General features: G+C 38.9%; 19 protein-coding genes, 2 riboswitches and 1 other annotated feature. Of the genes, 2 read left to right on the top strand and 17 right to left on the bottom strand.

Going from position 1 to position 20,278, the window contains the following annotated elements:
• Position 1: 1 nt before the first annotated feature.
• The 4 genes from pstB to RYX56_RS11145 all read right to left on the bottom strand — a co-directional run bounded on the left by pstB (position 2) and on the right by RYX56_RS11145 (position 3,819).
• Entirely contained in the window at positions 2-835 is an 834-nt protein-coding gene (gene pstB / locus RYX56_RS11160) for a phosphate ABC transporter ATP-binding protein PstB (protein ID WP_317122131.1), read from the bottom strand.
• A gap of 18 nt (positions 836-853) precedes the next feature.
• The gene (gene pstA / locus RYX56_RS11155) at positions 854-1,768 is read right to left on the bottom strand and encodes a phosphate ABC transporter permease PstA (RefSeq protein ID WP_317122130.1); all 915 of its coding nucleotides are present in this window, start codon (positions 1,766-1,768) and stop codon (positions 854-856) included.
• Between the two features lies 1 nt (position 1,769).
• Positions 1,770-2,726 (bottom strand): phosphate ABC transporter permease subunit PstC, encoded by a 957-nt coding sequence (gene pstC / locus RYX56_RS11150; protein ID WP_317122380.1) that lies wholly within the window; start codon positions 2,724-2,726, stop codon positions 1,770-1,772.
• Positions 2,727-2,820: 94 nt separating this feature from the next.
• The gene (locus RYX56_RS11145) at positions 2,821-3,819 is read right to left on the bottom strand and encodes a PstS family phosphate ABC transporter substrate-binding protein (RefSeq protein ID WP_317122129.1); all 999 of its coding nucleotides are present in this window, start codon (positions 3,817-3,819) and stop codon (positions 2,821-2,823) included.
• 284 nt (positions 3,820-4,103) lie between these two features.
• A riboswitch (cobalamin riboswitch) is annotated at positions 4,104-4,314 on the top strand.
• A gap of 156 nt (positions 4,315-4,470) precedes the next feature.
• Between RYX56_RS11145 and metE the strand changes: the two genes are divergently transcribed.
• Both metE and RYX56_RS11135 read left to right on the top strand, forming a co-directional pair.
• The gene (gene metE / locus RYX56_RS11140; protein WP_317122128.1) at positions 4,471-6,750 is read left to right on the top strand and encodes a 5-methyltetrahydropteroyltriglutamate--homocysteine S-methyltransferase; all 2,280 of its coding nucleotides are present in this window, start codon (positions 4,471-4,473) and stop codon (positions 6,748-6,750) included.
• Entirely contained in the window at positions 6,747-7,220 is a 474-nt protein-coding gene (locus tag RYX56_RS11135) for an acyl-CoA thioesterase (protein WP_317122127.1), read from the top strand. Before metE ends, RYX56_RS11135 begins: the two co-directional genes overlap by 4 nt.
• 46 nt (positions 7,221-7,266) lie before the next feature.
• On the opposite strand, the gene mgtE is transcribed toward RYX56_RS11135, so the two are convergent.
• From mgtE to RYX56_RS11070, 13 genes are all read right to left on the bottom strand, one after another.
• Positions 7,267-8,628 carry a magnesium transporter gene (mgtE, locus tag RYX56_RS11130; protein WP_317122126.1) on the bottom strand — a complete coding sequence of 454 codons (1,362 nt, stop codon included), beginning with the start codon at positions 8,626-8,628 and terminating at the stop codon, positions 7,267-7,269.
• A 244-nt stretch (positions 8,629-8,872) separates the two neighbouring features.
• A riboswitch (M-box (ykoK) riboswitch) is annotated at positions 8,873-9,042 on the bottom strand.
• A gap of 59 nt (positions 9,043-9,101) precedes the next feature.
• Entirely contained in the window at positions 9,102-10,880 is a 1,779-nt protein-coding gene (arsA, locus tag RYX56_RS11125; RefSeq protein ID WP_317122125.1) for an arsenical pump-driving ATPase, read from the bottom strand.
• Positions 10,880-11,236, bottom strand: coding sequence for an arsenite efflux transporter metallochaperone ArsD (gene arsD / locus RYX56_RS11120; RefSeq protein ID WP_047974041.1), 357 nt, complete (start codon positions 11,234-11,236; stop codon positions 10,880-10,882). Before arsD ends, arsA begins: the two co-directional genes overlap by 1 nt.
• Before the next feature lie 78 nt (positions 11,237-11,314).
• The gene (gene arsC, locus RYX56_RS11115) at positions 11,315-11,734 is read right to left on the bottom strand and encodes an arsenate reductase (thioredoxin) (protein ID WP_317122124.1); all 420 of its coding nucleotides are present in this window, start codon (positions 11,732-11,734) and stop codon (positions 11,315-11,317) included.
• Between the two features lie 37 nt (positions 11,735-11,771).
• The gene (locus RYX56_RS11110) at positions 11,772-13,082 is read right to left on the bottom strand and encodes an arsenic transporter (protein WP_317122123.1); all 1,311 of its coding nucleotides are present in this window, start codon (positions 13,080-13,082) and stop codon (positions 11,772-11,774) included.
• Between the two features lie 40 nt (positions 13,083-13,122).
• Positions 13,123-13,473 (bottom strand): ArsR/SmtB family transcription factor, encoded by a 351-nt coding sequence (locus RYX56_RS11105; RefSeq protein WP_317122122.1) that lies wholly within the window; start codon positions 13,471-13,473, stop codon positions 13,123-13,125.
• A gap of 172 nt (positions 13,474-13,645) precedes the next feature.
• On the bottom strand, positions 13,646-14,380 hold the full coding sequence (locus tag RYX56_RS11100) for an MBL fold metallo-hydrolase (protein ID WP_317122121.1): 735 nt from the start codon (positions 14,378-14,380) through the stop codon (positions 13,646-13,648).
• Between the two features lie 57 nt (positions 14,381-14,437).
• The gene (locus RYX56_RS11095) at positions 14,438-15,580 is read right to left on the bottom strand and encodes an amidohydrolase (RefSeq protein ID WP_317122120.1); all 1,143 of its coding nucleotides are present in this window, start codon (positions 15,578-15,580) and stop codon (positions 14,438-14,440) included.
• 135 nt (positions 15,581-15,715) lie between these two features.
• Positions 15,716-17,341, bottom strand: a complete 1,626-nt coding sequence (locus RYX56_RS11090; protein ID WP_317122119.1) for a Na/Pi cotransporter family protein — start codon at positions 17,339-17,341, stop codon at positions 15,716-15,718.
• Positions 17,342-17,641: 300 nt separating this feature from the next.
• Positions 17,642-17,920, bottom strand: a complete 279-nt coding sequence (gene rpmA, locus RYX56_RS11085; RefSeq protein WP_012959889.1) for a 50S ribosomal protein L27 — start codon at positions 17,918-17,920, stop codon at positions 17,642-17,644.
• Between the two features lie 20 nt (positions 17,921-17,940).
• Entirely contained in the window at positions 17,941-18,267 is a 327-nt protein-coding gene (locus RYX56_RS11080; protein WP_317122118.1) for a ribosomal-processing cysteine protease Prp, read from the bottom strand.
• Between the two features lie 9 nt (positions 18,268-18,276).
• Positions 18,277-18,585 carry a 50S ribosomal protein L21 gene (rplU, locus tag RYX56_RS11075; protein WP_012959891.1) on the bottom strand — a complete coding sequence of 103 codons (309 nt, stop codon included), beginning with the start codon at positions 18,583-18,585 and terminating at the stop codon, positions 18,277-18,279.
• A gap of 12 nt (positions 18,586-18,597) precedes the next feature.
• Positions 18,598-18,672, bottom strand: a sequence feature (ribosomal protein L21 leader region).
• A gap of 75 nt (positions 18,673-18,747) precedes the next feature.
• The gene (locus RYX56_RS11070; protein WP_317122117.1) at positions 18,748-20,256 is read right to left on the bottom strand and encodes an Rne/Rng family ribonuclease; all 1,509 of its coding nucleotides are present in this window, start codon (positions 20,254-20,256) and stop codon (positions 18,748-18,750) included.
• Positions 20,257-20,278 lie beyond the last annotated feature (22 nt).

The raw sequence follows: 20,278 nt of genomic DNA, 5'->3' as shown, positions 1-20,278 counted from the left end.
CTTAACCAAATCGACCTGTAATGTAATCTTCAGTACGCTTATCGGATGGATTAGAGAAAATCGTATCCGTTTTATCGTATTCCACAACTTCCCCATTTAGAAAGAAAGCCGTTCGATCAGAAATACGTGCTGCCTGTTGCATGTTATGAGTGACAATAATGATTGAGTAATTTTTCTTTAATTCTTGAATTAATTCTTCAACTTTTAATGTCGATTTAGGATCAAGTGCTGATGTTGGCTCATCCATTAAAATCACATCAGGTTCGATTGCTAAGCACCTAGCAATACATAAACGTTGTTGCTGTCCACCTGATAGGCCATAGGCGTTTTCAGTAAGACGATCTTTCACTTCATCCCATATCGCTGCCCCGCGTAAACTTTTTTCAACAATTTCATCTAATACTTTTTTATTACGAATACCATGAATTCTTGGACCATATGCAACATTGTCATAGATCGATTTAGGGAAAGGATTAGGCTTTTGGAAAACCATCCCTACACGAGTACGTAAGTCTTCTACTTTATATGCTTTATCTAAAATATTGCGGCCACGGTACTCTATATCTCCAGAAATTTTAACAATAGGAATAAGCTGTACCATTCGATTTAAAGTTTTAATATAAGTAGATTTCCCGCAACCTGAAGGTCCGATAATAGCTGTGACTTCTTTTTCATAAACTGAGAGATTTATATTTTTTAAAGCGTGATCTTTGCCGTACCATAAATTTAGATTTTTTGTGTCATATACGATCTTATCACGAGCCGGAACGGTTTCTACTTTAGATTCAGATTGAAGTTCTACCTTCACCTTTTCTTTTGCTGTTAACATCCCCATCAATGTTCCCCCCTTAAATTAATACCTTTGTTGAAATTTATTACGTATGATAATCGCTGTTGAATTTAATATGAATAGAACAATCAGTAGAACAATGATCGTTGCAGCTGCAAGATTAGCATATTCAGCTACCAATGCTGCATCGATTGTCCAGTAATAAATTTGAACTGGTAAAATCGTAAAACGGTCCATGATGCTTCCGGGGAATGGAATTAATAATGCTGGTATTCCGATTACGACTAATGGTGCAGTTTCCCCAATTGCCCGCGATAATGAAAGAATGGCACCCGTTAAAATACCAGGTAGAGCTGCTGGCAATATGACATTTTTAATTGTTTGCCATTTTGTTGCACCCATCCCATACGATGCTTCACTTAGATGATTTGGTACTGCTCGTATTGCTTCTTGACTTGCTACAACCACAATTGGAAGAACGAGAAGTGCCATCGTTAAGCCCCCAGCAAGAACAACCCCTCCTAAATCAAGTGCTCGAACAAAAATCGTTAAACCTAAAATTCCAAATACGATCGAAGGAACTCCGGCTAAATTAGAAATATTGGCTTGGATAAAGGAGTGAACACGCCCCTTTTTGGCATAGGTTTCAAGATAGATTGCTGTACCCACCCCTAAGAGCATCGTTACAGGTGCTACAACTACCATCAACCATAACGTACCTAATATAGCGCCCATAATACCTGCACGGTCAGGATTATTTGATAATCTTCCTGTTAGAAAGTCTAGGTTAATCCAGCTGAATCCTTGAGAAAAAACTCTGAAGATCAATATTGCTAAAACAACTAATCCAAACATCGTGGAAGCAAAGAAAATCCCTTTTGCTATTTTATTTTTTAATAGCCTTGTATTCATTCGTTTTTCCACAACATCTTGATTAATGTATTTTGTATTCGTACTCGTATCTGTACTAATATTCATATTAATATTCCTCCCTAAATCGACGAGAGATATATCTAGCTAGTAGATTCATTAAAAAGGTAAATACAAAAAGTGTCATCGCTACAGCATATAAACTGTAATATATAGTCGAACCAGCAGGAGCATCTCCTCCAGTTACCTCAACAATGTATGCAGTCATTGTCTGCATAGATTGAGTAATGTCAAAAGTGAAGTTTTTAGTACTACCACTAGCAATTGTAACAATCATCGTTTCACCAATTGCACGTGATATACCAAGAACAAATGAAGCAATAATACCAGAGATTGCAGCAGGAATAACTACCTTACCTGTCACCTCAAGCCTCGTCGCTCCTAAAGCAAGGGCACCTTCGCGCATCGCACGTGGTACAGAACTCATCGCATCCTCTGATAAAGATGCTACCATTGGGATAATCATAATTCCCATAACAATTCCTGGACTTAAAATATTCGTTGCTTGAAGTCCTGGAATAATCTCCCTCAAAATTGGTGTAACAAATGTAAAAGCAAAAAAACCATAAACAATTGTTGGAATCCCAGCTAAAATTTCTAGCATAGGCTTTAGTGTTCTTCTAACTTTATCTGAAGCATATTCACTTAAAAAGATAGCAGTCATAAGACCAATCGGAATCGCGACAAACATGGCGATAACTGATGAGATAATGGTTCCTGTTAATAAAGGTAGAACTCCAAATTGTGGATCTTGACTTAATGGTCTTAACACTGTTCCAGTAAAGAAATCAATAATCGGAACTCTTTGGAAAAACTCGAACGTTTCACTCAATAACGTATATAAAATACCCACTGTTGTAAGGATTGAAATGCTCGCAATTACAAAAAGGAGTTTTGGCATTACTTTTTCCATCAAATTATTGACATTTCTTGAACTCTTTTTTTGCTCGATCATCTCTCTTACATTAACAGCGGTCCCCTTATTCATATCGCTGTTTACATCCATCGCACGTGGCACCCCTTCTGGCTTGTAACCAAATACTTTTACATGTAATAGGATGAGAACTTCATAAGCCCCCATCCTACACATTTCAACTAGTCTATTCGCTTAGACCATCTAAAACACTGTTATATTCTTCAATTTCATTATCTGGTAATGGAGCAAATCCGGTCTCACCAGCAAATTCATTAACATTGTTCACAACGAATCTAGCAAAGTCTAAAACTTGTGGCTTTTCTTTTGCCATATCCACATTTAAGTACGTGAATACTGGACGAGTAAATGGAGCATAATCTCCGTCTTCAGCAATTGTGTCAAGTGATGGTTCTACTGGACCTTCACCGAAGTCTACGTTTACTGCTTGAATTTGATCAGTATTATTTACATAGTATCCAAAACCAAAGTATGCAATGGCATTTTTATCTTCAGACACTAGGTTTACTAGAGTTGAGTATTCTTGCTGTAAGTTAACGCCATCTACTAAATCACCTTTATCAAGAATCTCTTCATAGAAGAACTCATATGTTCCGTGGTTTTCATTTGGACCCATTGGCTTAATTTCTTCATCTGGAAATTCAGGACGAATATCAGACCACTTTGTTACGCCACCATCAGCATTGAAAATACTGATTAACTCCTCTTCCGTTAACTCTTTAGCCCAATCATTTTCTGGGTGAATGACGAATGTAAGACCATCTAATGCTACTTTAAATTCTTGAACCTCAATGCCATTAGCTTCTGCTTCTTCTAATTCCTCATCTTTAATTTCACGTGATGCATCATTGAAATCAGTACCATTTGGAACTAAAAATTTACCAAAACCAGCACTTGTACCAGAACGACTTACTTCAACTGATACATTTGGTTGTTCACGAATCATGTATTCTTCAGCAACGACTGACATTAATGGATAAACTGTACCTGACCCATCAACTACTACGCTGCCGTCTAGTTCCTCTGATGCTTCCGCTGCATTGTCTCCTGTTGCATCCTCTGAACCAGTGTTATCTGTTTGTGCTGGTTCGTCAGATCCTCCACCACATGCTGCAACAATTACCATAAGTACTGCCATTACTAAGAGCATTAAAAACTTCTTCACTGAATTGTCCTCCCTTTTCTGTAGGAAAAATAGTAGCGTAAGTGGTTCTCCCTCTCACAATTGCTAGTATAGATGGGCAATATTAAGTAGGTATGATTGCTGTGTAAAGGTTTTGTAAACCACTGTTAAAAAGGTATAGTTTCTAGCGTAAACGGGTACATGATTAAACTCTTTAGTGAAGTAATTCATAGTTTCACTTATGTAGAATAGTCTCCAACAAAATTCTTGCTTAATAAAAAAAAGTGAGTTAGGATATAGTCTAAGTATTTTATCTATTTTAAATTTTATAAGTTCATGCAAAAGGTGGTTTGGATTAAATGTCCAAGCCTTAAAAGGGAAGTTCGGTTAAAAGCCGACACGGTCGCGCCACTGTAAGAGTGAGCTACTTATGATATACCACTATTCAATATTGTTATGAAGCACAATATCGAACGGGAAGGAATTAAGTTAGCAATGAACTCGAGTCAGGAGACCTGCCTTTTGTACGCACTAGTACCTACGCGTTTATTAGGGAGGAGTGATCGATATGTTTTGGCCATTGATTTATGATAATCCGGGTTAATCCTGTACATGTGATCTCTCTTTCTTTTAGGAAAGAGATTTTTTTCGTTTTAGTACATACACACTATTAATCTTCGGAGGGAATTAAACATGAATATTATACAGTCAAACGTGGGATATCCACGAATTGGAAAGAACAGAGAATGGAAGCGTCTATTAGAAAAGTATTGGTCAAAAAAGATAACAAGAGTTACGTTTGAATTAGAGATGAAAAAATTAAGAATCGAGTATCTAAAAACCCAAAAAGCACTAGGAGTTGAGCTGATACCAATTGGTGATTTTAGTTATTATGATCATGTGCTTGATACTGCGGTTATGTTTGGTCTTATTCCTAAACGGTTTCAATCAATGGAAGCAGCCTCGCTGGAGCAATATTTCGCCATTGCCAGAGGAACAGATCAACATGTCGCTTCTGAAATGACCAAGTGGTTCAATACCAACTATCACTATCTTGTACCTGAATTAAAAGAGGTAACGCCTACCTTGACTCATAACCGATTACTTACATTATTTAATGAAGCAAAATATGAGCTTAATATTGTCGGAAAACCCGTTATTGTAGGGCCTATCACCCTTCTCTCATTATCAAAAGGCTATCAAACCGAGGACTTCAAGGAGATTATTCCGCAACTCATCCCCCTTTATATCAAGGTTTTCAAAGAACTTGAGCAAGCTGGAGCAGAATGGATTCAAGTTGATGAACCGATTCTCGCTCAAAATGTTAATCAAGAAATGATCGAATTATTTAAAGAAGTGTATGCTAATTTTAATGATGCGTTACCGGAATTAAACCTCCTTCTTCAAACGTATTTTGGATCAATTGATCATTATAAAGAAATTACACAATTACCCGTTGCAGGAATTGGACTTGATTTTGTTCATGACAATGGAGAGAACTTGAAACAGTTGAGGACGTTTGGTTTTCCTCAAGATAAATTCTTGGCTTGCGGAGTCATTGATGGTCGTTCTATATGGAAGAGTAACCTCTTAGATAAATACGAACATGTAAAAGAGCTCTCTTCGCATACTCAAAACCTGATCATTCAACCTTCATGCTCCTTGCTACATGTACCTGTTACGACCGCTGGTGAAAAAAACCTTGACCAGGAGTTTGTCGATGCTCTGGCCTTTGCTAATGAGAAATTAGAGGAAGTAGCCTTACTAGGAAATGTAATTAGAAATCGAGAAAAGCAGGAGGAGTTAAAAAAGTATAGTTATTCAATTATTGAATTTCATAAAAATACAAATCGTATGAACGTGGAAGTTCAACGTCAACTTGCGAATGTAGATGTTCTTGCTACATCAAGAACACCATTTGAAGAGAGAAAAAGATCTCAAAAAGAAAAATGGCAGCTACCTACTCTGCCTACTACAACGATTGGGAGTTTTCCACAGACTAAAGAAGTCCGCACTAATCGACTTAGTTATAAGAAAGGCTCTTTATCAGCAGAGGAGTACGAAAGATTTATTGAAGATGAGATCAAGAAATGGGTAACGATTCAAGAAGAAATTGGACTTGATGTGTTCGTTCATGGTGAGTTTGAACGGACAGATATGGTGGAGTTTTTTGGTCAAAGACTGAACGGGATGGAAGTGACAATAAATGGATGGGTTCAATCCTACGGCTCACGTTGCGTAAAACCTCCAATCATTTCAGGTGATATCTCATTTGCAGAACCAATGACTTTAAAGGAAACCGTATACGCTAAATCACTAACATCAAAGCCAATGAAAGGCATGCTCACAGGTCCAGTAACCATTTTAAATTGGTCTTTTGAACGGGATGATGCAACAAGAAAAGAAATGCTGAACCAGTTAGCACTAGCCATCCGTGTCGAAATTAATGAACTTGAAACGCATGGGATTGAAATGATTCAAGTAGATGAGCCTGCTCTTCGTGAAGGACTTCCATTAAAGGAAAAAGAAAGAGAAGCTTATTTAACAGATGCTGTGACCGCCTTTATCATAGCCACAGGTGGGGTGGCCGATACGACACAAATTCATACTCACATGTGTTATTCTGAGTTCGATGAAATTATTGAGACCATTGACGCACTTGATGCAGATGTTATTTCAATTGAAGCATCTCGAAGTCATGGGGAGATTATTCATACATTTGAACGATTTGATTATACGAAAGATATTGGTCTAGGTGTCTATGATATTCATAGTCCACGAATTCCTAATGAACAAGAGATGAGACAAAATCTTGAGCGTGCACTAAGGGTATTAAAGACCAATCAATTTTGGGTCAATCCTGATTGCGGATTAAAAACACGTTCACCTGAAGAAACCATTGAAGCTTTGAAAGTCATGGTAGAGACTGCCAAAAAGGTACGCTCTACTTTAAAAGCTGGGGTAACAAAATGAGTTCTTCCCAATCAACTAGTTACTCTAGGACGATCCAGTCAAGATTAGTTCTTCCACCAGATACGAATCATCTGAAAACAATCTTTGGTGGGCAAGTTCTTTCCTTTATCGATGAAATAGCTGCCATTACAGCCATGAAACATGCAGGAAGTGTCGTTGTAACAGCCTCAATTGATTCAGTCGATTTTTTATCTTCTGCATCTGTAGGCGACCTATTAGAGCTTGAATCGTTTATTACTTCTACTGGTCGTACGTCAATGGAGGTATTTGTAAAAGTTCATTCCACTAATCTTCTTACTCGGGTAAAAACGTTAACAACGAAGTCCTTTCTGACCATGGTAGCCGTGGATGACGATAAAAAGCCTATTCCGGTTCCGAAGATCATTCCTGAAAGCGATGAAGAGAAGCAGCTTTGCCTAACAGCAGCTGCTAGAAAAGAAAACCGCTTAAATCGTTCACTCATCAATTAAACAAATGAAAAGAGCAGCGTACTCCTATTGAGTACGCTGCTGTCTTTTACAAGTAGTCTAATAGAGCTGTTGCAATCGAAAAATAGATTAGTAAACCTAGAATATCGTTCACCGTAGTAATAAATGGCCCTGAAGCAATCGCCGGATCTAGCTTCATCTTATTAATAATAAGTGGAACAATGGTCCCAATGATTGTGGCAATACTTAGTGTTAGAAAAATAGATATACCAACAATAAAGGCAAGCATCATGTTTCCATGCATGACGGTAACAATCGTGGCGATCACTAGCATACAAATAAATCCTAGCATAAGACCTGTACCCAACTCACGCTTTAACATCTTCCCGACTCCACCTTTCTCAACCGTTCCAAGCGCTAATCCTCGAACAGCAACCGCTAATGACTGAGTCCCTGTGTTTCCGGCTGAATCCATTAACAACGGTATAAATGCCGCTAACAAAACAATAGCTTCCAGTGTTTCTTCAAACTGTCCAATCACTTCAGCTGTAATTAACCCAAAAAACATCAATAAGATAATCCAAGGTGCACGTTTCTTAGCCGCTTGAAAAGATGATACATTAACGTCAGTTGCCCCTTTTGAGGCAGAAAATTCTCCTAAATCCTCTGTTGCTTCCTCTTCTAAAATATCAATAATGTCATCGACTGTTACAATTCCAACTAGCTTTCCCTCGGTTGAAATAACGGGAGCGGCAAGAAAATCGTACTTCTTAATTAATCTTGCCACATCTTCTTGGTCTGTTTTAGCTGAGACTGATACGACTTCACTGCTCATGACATCTTCTACTAGCTCTTGCTCATCGGCAATAATTAGATCTCGTAGTGATACGACTCCGACTAGCTTTTCACCTTTGTCCACCACATACAAATAGTAGATCGTTTCTGCATTAGGTGCTTCCTTTCTTAATCTACTAATAACGTTAGAAACCGTTTCATTCGCTGATACTCGAATAAACTCCTTCGTCATAATGGAACCAGCCGTTTCTGGCTCATACGACAATAATTCGCGCACTTCCGCTGCCTCGGTCTCCTCCATCGAGCTAAGAACGTCCGCTATTTCTCCTTCACTTAGAAACGATAAGAACGTCACGACATCATCTGCATACATATCATTTAACATCGCAGAGGCATATTGACGATCTAGTTCTTTAAATACATACATCTGTTCTTTCTTTTCTAACCCTTGGAACACTTCTGCAAATTCAACTGGAGATAGAAATTGATACACTTTTGCACGAGCTTCGATTGCTAACTCAATGAAGATGTCCGTTTGATCGGTCGGATGAAGAGCGAGGAACCATTCTCTAAACTGCTCTACGTCACCTAGCTTTAATAGATCATAAATTTGTTTTGCATACGTCATTCTTTTTTGTTCATTTAATTTTACCATCGTTTTGACCCCCTATTTGAGGATCCGTTTCCCTTTTACACATGAGGGGGGAAATGGATCTTCTTGATTCATTCGATTGTTTGCTTTACATGATGTGATTAGTTGTCTGGGGCTATCCATTTTTCGCACCACCTCACTTTCTATATTCCTTTTAAAAGGGAAAATAAAACAAAAAGCACCTTCTATAATAGAAGATGCCAATACTAAATAAATGATTAATCTGTAATAAGATTATCAGTATTCCCTCATCCTCCATTCGTAGAGCTTTAGCACTGTGCGGCATAGGAATGCATCATTCCAGCTACATTAAAAACCACCTTATGTCGATGGTTTCTGTTGACCCATTGGCGTCTTTGGACATTTTTGGGCAGCAGCGTATCTCCGTCACAGGAGCCTCACCTAACGAGGAACTATTTTATTACATGGGAGACTTTACAGGACATTAAACAGAATGTCAACAGGTCTTCTTCTCTTTAAAGCTTTCTTAACTGATCATATCTTTCTATCGCATGTGTTTGCCAAGGGATGACAACTGACTTGTTAGCATACTGACTCGTAACACGATTGATCCACACTTTTTCACTTACAGCACGCTCACGTAGAATCGGATCTTTGGTGTTCGTTTTTGCGAAACTTTGATTAATAACCCACCAGCTAGGAGTGATAGATGCACGCATCAAATCTTCCTGTAACCTCGCAGCTTCAAAAACAGGTGTTGCCTCTGGCAATGTCACAACGATGACATCGGTTTCTTCTGTATTACGCAATCTAGGAAGTAATTTTTTAACTGATTCAGGCACTTCCCCCGTTCCACGCTCGATCTCTTGATGATAAGAATGCGCTGCATCTAGTAAAAGAAGCGTGTGACCAGTGGGAGCTGTATCAATCACAACAAAAGCATCGTTTGCTTCTTCCACAACATTCGCAAATGCTCTAAATACAGCAATCTCTTCTGTACAAGGAGAATTTAAATCTTCCTCTAAATAAGCAAGACCATCCGTATCTAAATGCTCACTAGAAGTAGTTAACACCTCTTTTTTATAGGCTTCCACTTCAGCTTTAGGGTCAATACGACTTACTGTAATCAGACTATTTTCATCACCAAACAGCGAAGCAAGATGTGCTGCAGGATCAGTTGTTGTTAATTTCACTTTATGCCCCGCTTCAGCAAGACCTACTGCTACTACAGCCGCAATCGTGGTCTTCCCTACACCACCTTTACCCATCGTTAATACTACGCCACTTTTCTTTTTAGATAGGTCATCAACGATTGCAGAAAGAGAATCCGTTTCAAGCTGAGTAAATGGTTCTGAAGGTTGAGGATTTACAGGGGTTTCTGCAAATAATGTTCTTAATGAATCAATCCCTGTTAATTGATAAGGAACGTAAGGGATTTCAAATGTCGTAACCTTCTCTAAATCAGTTGGCATGTCTTTTAGAGCCTGTTCTTGCCGTTCAAAAAAAGCAACAGACGTCTGATCTTCTTTAAGATAAGCTTGCATTTTTCCGTTAATGAGTAACCACTGATTTTCTAGTCCAATTTCTTTTAATTCTTTTGAAGCACGATTTGCTTCTTCTAAAGTGGAACGTTCTGGTCTGGCCACCAAAACGAGTGTTGTTTTTGCTGAGTCCGAAAGAGCCTCAACTGTATGTTCATACAAAGCTTTCTTATCTGCCAAACCTGAGAGAGGCCCAAGGCAAGAGGCCCCATGTGTACTTGTATCTAAAAAACCTGACCATGCAGTCGGTAACTGCAATAAACGTAGTGTGTGTCCGGTTGGAGCTGTATCAAAAATAATATGATCATACGGGTTCGTTCTCTCCGTGTTTGTCATAATCGATGCAAACTCATCAAATGCTGCGATCTCCACTGTACATGCACCTGATAACTGTTCTTCCATCTGAGCGATGACTGGTGCAGGTAGTTTATCTCGATACGGTCCAATTACTTCATTTCGATAAGCTGAAGCTGCTTCTTCAGGATCAAGATTAATGGCAGTGAGGTTTTCAATCGAATTAATCTTCGTTTCTTTATACCCTATTTCTTGTTCGAAAACATCTTGTAAATTTGATGCCGGGTCCGTACTAACAAGCATTACTTTCTTTCCTTGATCCGCTAGGGATACAGCAGTTGCACAGGCTGTCGAGGTCTTCCCGACTCCCCCTTTTCCAGTAAAGAAAAGGTATGGTGTAAGGTTTTCTTGTTCCGGTTGAAAACGACGGTTGATTTGGTTTGATCGCTTAATAGTCATTACAACAATTCAATCCCCTTCGACGTTGTCCGCGCTTTCGTCCATTCACTGGAATCCACCTTGGTCCACTCAGCTAATTGGTCATTTGAAGGATATTCCCCAATTAACTCAACCTTTCCATCAACGACTACAGCAGGCAAAGCATCGGTTCCTTTTTCATTTAGTAATTGATTGACCGTTTGATCATCAATAAAGGCTTGTGGCTCTGTTCCCAGGTTAAAGCGAGCAATATCTACACCTTTTTTCTCTAACATAAATATAGCTGTTGCAATTCTCGTTAGTTCAGGGTCGACACTAGGGCCGCAAACTCCAGTCGGACAACAAAGGGCAGGGTCATAGATTCTAATTTTCGCCATTTTTGACAACTCCTTTAATGAATGTCTTTTTGTTGAGTGAAAAGGGTCTGACCATGAGGCCGACCCTTTCTTGGATGTTTATTTACCTGTTTCGGCAAACGTTTTAATACGATCGCCAATTTCGTCACGAACACGTTGGAAGAATGCCCATTTCTCTTCTTCTGTTCCTTCAGCTTTAGCTGGATCATCAAATCCCCAGTGCTCGCGTTCTTTATTTGGTGGTGTAGCAGGACAAACGTCAGCAGCATGACCGCATAGAGTTACAACAAGATCAGCCTTTTTCAAGATTTCTTGATCGATTGTATCAGATGTTTGATTTGTAATATTAACATCCACCTCTGCCATTGCTTTAACTGCATTAGGGTTCACACCATGAGCTTCAATCCCAGCAGAATAAACATCATATTTATCACTAAGGTATTTCTTTCCCCAGCCTTCTGCCATTTGACTACGGCAAGAATTTCCTGTGCATAAGAAATAAATGATTGGTTTTGACATATTAAAAACTCCTTTGTTTTTCATAGTAGTAATGTTTCTATAAGATGATAACTAGCCAGAGGTAAAGTCCGACTAAAGTGATAAATAGTGTAGGTACTGTTAAGATGATCCCAACTTTAAAGTAATAGCCCCACGAAATTTTAATTCCCTTTTTTGAAAGTACGTGTAACCACAATAGCGTTGCCAAGGATCCTATTGGCGTAATTTTTGGCCCAAGATCAGAACCAATGACGTTAGCATAAATCAATGCCTCGCGCATCACACCTGTTGTATTTGTATCAGCAATCGCTAATGCATTAATCATTACCGTTGGCATATTGTTCATAACTGAAGATAAGATCGCTGCAATGAAGCCCATTGAGATCGTTCCAACAAACAAACCGTGTTCGGTGGTCGATTCAATAAACCCAGATAAGACATCTGTTAAGCCTACATTTCGTAAGCTATAAACAACGACGTACATTCCAATTGAGAAAACAACAATCGCCCAAGGAGCCCCTTTAATGATGCCAGCTGAACTCAATTCAGGATTCTCCCTGCTCATCATTCGGAAGATGGTATAGAAAATAATAGCTATGGGCATTGCTACAAATGATACTGGTACGTGAATAAATTCACTTACAAAATAACCAATTAATAAGACCGCTAAAATGTACCATGAAAGCTTAAAGAGTTTCTGATCTTTAATGGCTTCGACTGGTTTTTTGAGTTGACTCATATCATATTTCAGCGGAATGTCTTTTCTAAAGAAAAGATAAAGTACTAAAATACTTGCCCCGAGTGCAAAGAAGTTCGGTACAATCATTCTCGATGCATATTCAACAAACCCAATTCCGAAAAAGTCTGCAGAGACAATGTTAACTAGATTACTGACTAGTAGCGGCAAACTTGTTGTATCAGCAATAAATCCACTTGCCATAATAAAGGGTAAAATCATCGCTTCTTTAAAGTTCAAAGCTCTAACCATAGCTAATACAATCGGTGTTAAAATAAGAGCTGCTCCATCATTTGCAAATAATGCTGCTACTACAGCACCTAATAAAGAAACATACAAAAACATCTTCAGTCCATTTCCATTTGCAAACCTGGCCATATGTAAGGCCGACCATTCAAAAAATCCAATTTCATCTAAAATTAATGAGATGATAATAATCGCCACAAACGTTAACGTCGCGTTCCAGACAATTCCTGTAACTGTTACTACATCACCAAAATCAACGACCCCTACAATTAGCGCTAAGATTGCCCCAATTGTCGCTGACCAACCAATAGATAAACCTTTTGGCTGCCAAATGACAAGGGTGAGTGTAAACAGGAAAATCACAGAAGCTAAAATCACAGATGTCATCGGTTCCCCACTCTCTTTTATCTATTCTATTTTTCTACCTTTACTCACAGCATACTCGTAAGCCACGTTGTTCAAGTTCAAGTAGTTTATTATGCTGATTAGGTAAGTGGCTAAGTAAACTTTTAACCATAGGGTATGCAGGGTGACTTCTGTTTACACAAAAGAAAATCCACTGTCCTCTTCGCTCTTCCACTACAAGACCAACATCTCTTAACTTTCTTAAGTGCTGGCTAACAGATGGCTGACTCATGTTGAATAATTCTACAAATTCACACACACAACACTCATCTTCTTCCATTAAGGCTATCATTGTTAGGCGTGTTTTATCTCCAAGTAATTTCAACACTTTAGCAGCTTCTTCAACTTCAATAACAGTTTTCATATCCTCCATTCACTTCAACCCTTTCCTAAAGTACGTTTATAGTATATAAGCATATACTTATATATGCAAGTGATAATCAAATCCTTTACATGATCTTAACATAGTGAAATCTATGATTAATAAAAAGATAGAAATAGATGGTAGTCATTAAAAAAAGAAACTGGCAAGTCGCCAATTTCTTCTAAAGAATGAATGCTAATCCTGACTTTGCAATCGTCACTTCCCCACTGTACTCTTCCTCCACCTCATTCTTCAATTTCGCATGATTTCCGTGATGAGGGAGGTGTGAGAGAACCATTTGTCTCACGTCTGAAACTCGTGCAAGCTTGCCTACATCCTTGCTATTCATATGTCCGTATTGTCCCACATGATCATTCTTGTACCCACTACACTCAGCAATTACTAAGTCACTTCCCCGTGCGAAATCAGCTAATTCCTCAAAATAACTTGAATCAGCTGTATAGACAATCGCTCTTTCTTCACATTCAACCTTCATTGCATAGCACGGAACAGGGTGATGAGTCTTTTTAAAAGTAAAGGTGAATGGTCCAATTTCCAGAGGCTTACCCTCCTCATAAGCATAAGAGTTAACAAGGTCCTTGTAGGCTAACTTATTAAATGAAGCTGTATCCTCTTGATGTCCATAGATCGTAAATTCTTTTTTGTTTTTTCCCATCCCTTTGTTAATAATTCGCGCATACTGAAAAGGTCCAACATCTGCGAAATGATCATGATGATAATGGGATAGAACAATCCCATCAAGGTCGTTTACATCACAATATTGCTGTACGCAAGACAGAACTCCGCTTCCGCAATCAAGTAATAATTTCGTATCGTTATGCTCAAGTAAATACCCTGAGGTTGCCTCTCCTACTTCAGGGTAGGCATGCCAAAACCCGACAACTGTTACTTTCATTTACTTCATCTCCCTCTCTATTCAGGCTTCACAAGAAAAAACCGCTATTGCGAGCTCTTAATCACCATATACAGTCTTTCCATTTATAAAGGTTTGCATGACATTAGCCTGGACGTTAAATGGATGTTGGGACCAAATGACAAAGTCAGCATCTTTTCCTTGTTCTAGCGAGCCTACTTGTTCAGCAATCCCTAAATGTTCAGCTGCACGGAGAGTAATTGCTTTAAATGCGTTTTGTTCTGACAAGCCATTTTTGACAGCTGTTTGGGCAGACGTAATGAGATGATCAATGGTAACTACTGGGTGATCTGTTGTTATCGCAAAGGGAACGTCATGCTTTTCTAACCCAAGAAGTGTGTGCCACCCTTTTTCGTTTAATTCAACCTTTGTACGTGAAGTCATCGTTGGCCCTACAGAAACTCGAACGGAATGCTTCGATAAATACTCAGCAATTAAATGGCCCTCTGTACAATGTTCAATCGTCGCTTCGACTTCAAATTCTTTCAGTAATCGAAGAATGGTGACAATATCATCAGAACGATGAGCATGAATACGAAGAGGAATTTCTCCTTTAATTACTTTTGATAACTGTTCCATTCCAAGGTCACGCTTTTTCAACGTTCCCTCTTCTCTTTCTTTAAGATAGTCCTGCGCCTTCATTAATTGACTGCGGAAAATGGCTGCAACTCCCATTCTTGTCATCGGTTCTTTTTCCTTTCCTCCATGTACACGCTTTGGATTCTCCCCAAATGCAGCTTTCATCCCTGATGGTGATTTAAGAATCATTTCATCAACAACTGTACCAACTGTTTTGACAATCGACATCTCTCCGCCAATCACATTTGCACTACCTGGCATTATTTGTACCGTTGTCACGCCTGCTGCACGAGCGTCTTCGAATCCTCGATCAAATGGATTAATGCCATCTATAGCTCGAACATGTGGAGTTGCAGCCTGCGACGTTTCATTAAAATCGTGCCCAGCTGGGCCAATTCCCTCTTCAAAAACGCCGATATGTGTATGTACATCAATTAAGCCAGGTGTTATGTATTTCCCTTCAACGTTTATAATCTCGGTATCAGACGGCAGGTGAATATTCATCCCTACATCGACTATTTTGCCTTGATGCACCAATAACGTTGCCCTTTCTATTACTTCTCCATTTCCAATAATAATCGTTGCGCCTCTATATGCCTTCATTCCTTGTCACTCCTTTGTTATTTCGTAAATCTAAATATAACGAATACTTCAACTATACATCGTTTAACTTAGAAGTTCTAGCTTGGACCAAAAAAGACTAGCTTGTAGCAAGCTAGTCGTCAGTAAATATATTAGTTAATCATCTTCACCAATAACCACTTCAGCAATGTTTACGGCATGGTCACCGATTCGTTCTAGGTTACTAACCATGTCTACATAAATGACACCAGCAGCACCTGTACACTTATTCTCATTTAAACGCATGATATGTTTCTTACGAAGATCGCGTTCCATCTTATCAATCTGTTCTTCCTTAAGAAGAACTGCATTTGCTTCTTCAATATCACCTGTATCTAAAGCTTTTACTGCCTGTCTTATCGTTGATAAAGTCAGGTCAAACATTTCATCTAAATCAGAAACCGCTGACTCAGAGAATGTGACTTTATTTGTAATTTGATATTCAACAAGCTCCATAATGTTTTCCATATGGTCCCCAATACGCTCTAAGTCACGAATTGTATGCATGAGGGTCGAATGTGTTTTTGAATCGTCATCCGTTAATGAATGAGATGACACTTGAATCAAATAGTCTGTAATCTTTTTATCTAAATTGTTAATCGCATCTTCATATTGCGGGATTAATTCTCGATGTTTCTTCCCTTGAGTCTTGAAATACATACTTACTTCTTCAATCCCTTTTTCTGATAACTCAGCCATACGCATAACTTCTTTTTTACCTTGGCCAAGTGCAATAGAAGGAGATTGTCTAATGAATCGTTCTTCTAAGTGAACCGCTTTGTATGAAATGGCTGAATCTTGTCCAGGAATAATTTTAATGACAATCCATGCTAATACAGCAATAAACGGTAGTTGAATCAATGTATTTGAAACGTTAAAAATACCATGAGCAAATGCTATTGTCATTTCAGGATTTAAATTTAAGCTATCTCTAAAGAATTCCACAAGTCTTGTAAATGGAACGAGGAGAATTAAAACCAAAACCGTTCCAATCACATTAAAGATTACATGTGTTAAAGCAGCACGCTTTGCAGCAACAGAAGCACCAATAGCTGCTAGTACAGCTGTAATGGTTGTCCCAATATTGTCACCAAACAACACAGGAAGAGCTGCATTTAGATCCATTGCACCTTGTGCAAATAACGTTTGCAGTAAGCCGATAGCTGCTGATGAGCTTTGAACAGCTACGGTAAAGATTGTACCTATCAAAACACCTAGTAATGGATTTTCACTCATACTAATAGTTAAATCAGTAAAAGCTTGTAAATCACGTAATGGCTTCAGACCGTCTCCCATTAGATTCAACCCTAGAAACAGGGCACCGAAACCGAAGAACACTTGTCCGAAATTATTTACTTTATGATTTTTAAAGAAGAATATTAAAAATGTACCTACAGCGATAATTGGTAATGCGTATGCTGAGATTTTAATCCCGATGATAAACGCTGTTGCAGTCGTCCCAATATTGGCACCAATGATTACCCCAATCGCTTGTTTTAATGTCATAAAACCAGCATTTACAAGGCCGATGGTAAGAACGGTTGTACCAGTACTCGTTTGTAGTAAGATCGTAACAAAAATCCCCGCAAACACACCCATAATTGGATTTGTTGTGAAACGGTCTAATAGATCGCGCAGTCCATCCCCTGCAACTTTTTGAAGACCATCCCCTAAGTATTTAATCCCGAATAGGAATATACCTAGTCCTCCAAAGAACATAAATAATAATTCCTGTAAATCCATTCCTACATCCCCTTTAGTTGTCGAAAGTTGTCATCAATAACTCATCCCTTGATCATAGTAAGAAACTACAGTAAAAAAGTAAACGATATTAATATTAAGATTTTGTAAAGGTATTGTAAAGATTTCACGAATGCTTTACCTATCACGTTTCATACCTAGTAGGTTGTCCAAAAATAAAGAAGAGCATCAGAAACTTCTTAGTAAGTAATCAATAAACCTTACCCTTAACTAGAAATAATTAACAATAACATCGCAAAAAAACTCCCATTCAGAATAACTGAATGGGAGTTTTTTCTACAATTATGCAGGATATACGCTCACTTGTTTGCGATCGCGTCCTACACGCTCATATTTAACAACGCCGTCTACTTTCGCAAAAAGAGTATCGTCGCCGCCTTTACCTACGTTTGTACCAGGGTAAACACGTGTACCGCGTTGACGAACTAGGATAGAGCCACCTGTAACAGTTTGACCATCAGCACGCTTAGCGCCTAGACGCTTAGAACGTGAGTCACGACCATTCTTTGTACTACCTACCCCTTTTTTCGATGCGAAAAATTGAAGGTTCATTTTTAACATGGAATTCACCTCCTGGATATTTACTTTATTTCAATATACTCGCTGTATTCTTCAGCCATTGATTGAAGAGATACTATCATCCCTTCAAGGAGGAGCTGAATTTTCTCGTGTGTGGCGTTTTCCAAACCAGTTGGAACACCACAGCGGAGAAAACCACCTTCCTCACCCATTTCGACGTCAAGCTCTACACCACATAAGGCAGCAATCGCATTGACGGACCCGAAAGAAATAGCTGAAGCTCCAGCGCAAACGAGATCATGGCCATACGGACCGGAGTCAGCATGTCCACTCATCGTAAAAGACTCAATCTGTAGATTAGCATTACGTTCAATAAGAACAGTGATCATCTCTACACCTTAAGCGTTGATCTTGTCGATAACTACTTTAGTGTAAGGTTGACGATGACCTTGCTTACGACGATAGTTTTTCTTAGCCTTCATCTTGTATACGATGATCTTCTTTTGACGACCGTGTTTTTCAACTTTAGCCGAAACAGTTGCGCCCTCTACTAAAGGAGCACCAACCTTCACATCGTTACCACCGATCATAAGTACTTTGTCAAAGCTAACAACATCACCAGCTTCAGCATCTAATTTCTCGATGTAGATTTCTTGACCTTCTTGAACCTTGATTTGTTTACCACCAGTTTCAATAATTGCGTACATACTTGCACCTCCTCATATACTCAGACTCGCCATTATAGGTAAGACTTATGCCTTTTAAAAACCTAATCTGCGCGGTTGTAGTTGTTTGGGTGCGACCAAATAACTAACAAGAGCTATTTTATCACAAATAAATTTAGCGTGTCAATTGATTCTTTCCATCGCTTAAGCTTTTTTCTTCAGTCTCTCAAGCTGTTTTGTTGCCTCCGCAACTTCTCCTACATAACGAATCGCATACGATTCTTCTGACATATGCTTATTAGGGGATAGAAAAATTCTGAAACCAACTGATTCTTCAAGTTGTTTCAACAGCTCCCCCTTTATCCCTGCTAGGACCGTTGACACAGAAGAGGGTAATTCCACAAGAATCGCTTCTTGGTCCATCCCTCTATATTCCCAAATCATTCGCTCGATCTTATACGCTTGCGCTTCGTCCGATAAAACCGTTCCTTGTTCTCGACAAGTAGGACAAGCTTTCGATAAACTCGCTTGAAGACTCTGCCTCACTTTTTTTCTCGTCAACTCGACCAGGCCTAAGCCAGTGAGACCGACAACATTTGTTTTGGTGCGATCGTACTTCAACCCTCTTTTGAATGCTTCTAGTACGTATTCACGATCTTCTTCACGCTTCATATCAATAAAATCAATAATAATAATGCCCGATGTATCTCGAAGCCTTAGTTGTCTAGCAATTTCCTTTGCTGCTTCCACATTCGTTTTACGAACAGTATCATGTAAGTCGGTTTTTCCAGTGAACTTCCCTGTATTCACATCGATTACGGTCAAAGCTTCGGTTTGATCAATAATCAGGTAAGCGCCATTTTTTAACCAAATCTGACGCCTAAGTGCTTTGTCTAGTTCTTTATCGATTCCATAAGCTGTAAAAATATTTTCTTTATCATGATATAAATGGACTTTATCATCCACATCAGCATAAGGTGCAAGTAAAGCTTTGAGGGTTTGATAGTCATCGGGGTTATCAATGATGATGTCATCAACCTGATCAAGAGAGAAATCTAACATCATTCTTTCAATCAATCCGGATCCTTGATGGATTAGAGCAGGTGCTTTCTTATCTTTGCTCTCTTTCCACACCTTTTGCCAGCTTGTTCGAAGAAAATGTAGATCGTGCTCAATAATCACCGCGTCTTTTCCTTCACATACGGTACGAATGATCATTCCTTCATTATCTTTTAATAGGGCTTCCCCAGTAGCTCTCCACCGTTCCCTTTCCTCATCAGACCCCATCCTCCGTGATACGCCTACATACCCACCTTCAGGCATGTAAACCGAATACTTTCCAGGGAGAGAGACCACACCCGATAGACGGGGTCCTTTTGTTCCAAAGCCTTCTTTTGTTACTTGGACAAGAAGCTCTTGACCTTTTGTTACAAATTCCGATATATTGCGTTGCTTCTTTATCTCTTCCTCTTCTTCTGATAAATAAAAAGATAAGAGATCATCTCTATATAGAAAACCATTCTTATCACGACCAATATCAATAAATGCCGCTTGCATCCCTGGTAGAACATTGACTACCCGTCCGATGTATACATTCCCGACAATGCGATTTTCAGTAGGGCGCTCAACCATCAATTCAACGACATGACCATTTTCAACAATCGCCGCTCTCCGCTCTCTTGTTACTGTATTAAAATAAATCTTTCTTTTCACTTGCCACCCCTCCTATTGCCTA

The organism is Alkalihalophilus lindianensis, from assembly GCF_032843265.1.
Taxonomy (GTDB): domain Bacteria; phylum Bacillota; class Bacilli; order Bacillales; family Bacillaceae_D; genus Alkalihalophilus; species Alkalihalophilus lindianensis.
This window is presented reverse-complemented; position numbering and strand designations above follow the sequence as displayed.

Excerpts from the sequence above, each read along its gene's own strand:
- pstB (WP_317122131.1), bottom strand. The coding sequence starts at position 835 with ATGGGGATGTTAACAGCAAAAGAAAAGGTGAAGGTAGAACTTCAATCT.
- rpmA (WP_012959889.1), bottom strand. The coding sequence starts at position 17,920 with ATGTTAAAAATGAACCTTCAATTTTTCGCATCGAAAAAAGGGGTAGGT.
- pstA (WP_317122130.1), bottom strand. The coding sequence starts at position 1,768 with ATGAATATTAGTACAGATACGAGTACGAATACAAAATACATTAATCAA.
- rplU (WP_012959891.1), bottom strand. The coding sequence starts at position 18,585 with ATGTACGCAATTATTGAAACTGGTGGTAAACAAATCAAGGTTCAAGAA.
- RYX56_RS11100 (WP_317122121.1), bottom strand. The coding sequence starts at position 14,380 with ATGAAAGTAACAGTTGTCGGGTTTTGGCATGCCTACCCTGAAGTAGGA.
- RYX56_RS11135 (WP_317122127.1), top strand. The coding sequence starts at position 6,747 with ATGAGTTCTTCCCAATCAACTAGTTACTCTAGGACGATCCAGTCAAGA.
- arsD (WP_047974041.1), bottom strand. The coding sequence starts at position 11,236 with ATGGCGAAAATTAGAATCTATGACCCTGCCCTTTGTTGTCCGACTGGA.
- arsA (WP_317122125.1), bottom strand. The coding sequence starts at position 10,880 with ATGACTATTAAGCGATCAAACCAAATCAACCGTCGTTTTCAACCGGAA.
- metE (WP_317122128.1), top strand. The coding sequence starts at position 4,471 with ATGAATATTATACAGTCAAACGTGGGATATCCACGAATTGGAAAGAAC.
- RYX56_RS11110 (WP_317122123.1), bottom strand. The coding sequence starts at position 13,082 with ATGACATCTGTGATTTTAGCTTCTGTGATTTTCCTGTTTACACTCACC.
- RYX56_RS11105 (WP_317122122.1), bottom strand. The coding sequence starts at position 13,473 with ATGGAGGATATGAAAACTGTTATTGAAGTTGAAGAAGCTGCTAAAGTG.
- RYX56_RS11080 (WP_317122118.1), bottom strand. The coding sequence starts at position 18,267 with ATGATCACTGTTCTTATTGAACGTAATGCTAATCTACAGATTGAGTCT.
- RYX56_RS11090 (WP_317122119.1), bottom strand. The coding sequence starts at position 17,341 with ATGGATTTACAGGAATTATTATTTATGTTCTTTGGAGGACTAGGTATA.
- arsC (WP_317122124.1), bottom strand. The coding sequence starts at position 11,734 with ATGTCAAAACCAATCATTTATTTCTTATGCACAGGAAATTCTTGCCGT.
- RYX56_RS11095 (WP_317122120.1), bottom strand. The coding sequence starts at position 15,580 with ATGAAGGCATATAGAGGCGCAACGATTATTATTGGAAATGGAGAAGTA.
- pstC (WP_317122380.1), bottom strand. The coding sequence starts at position 2,726 with ATGGATGTAAACAGCGATATGAATAAGGGGACCGCTGTTAATGTAAGA.
- mgtE (WP_317122126.1), bottom strand. The coding sequence starts at position 8,628 with ATGGTAAAATTAAATGAACAAAAAAGAATGACGTATGCAAAACAAATT.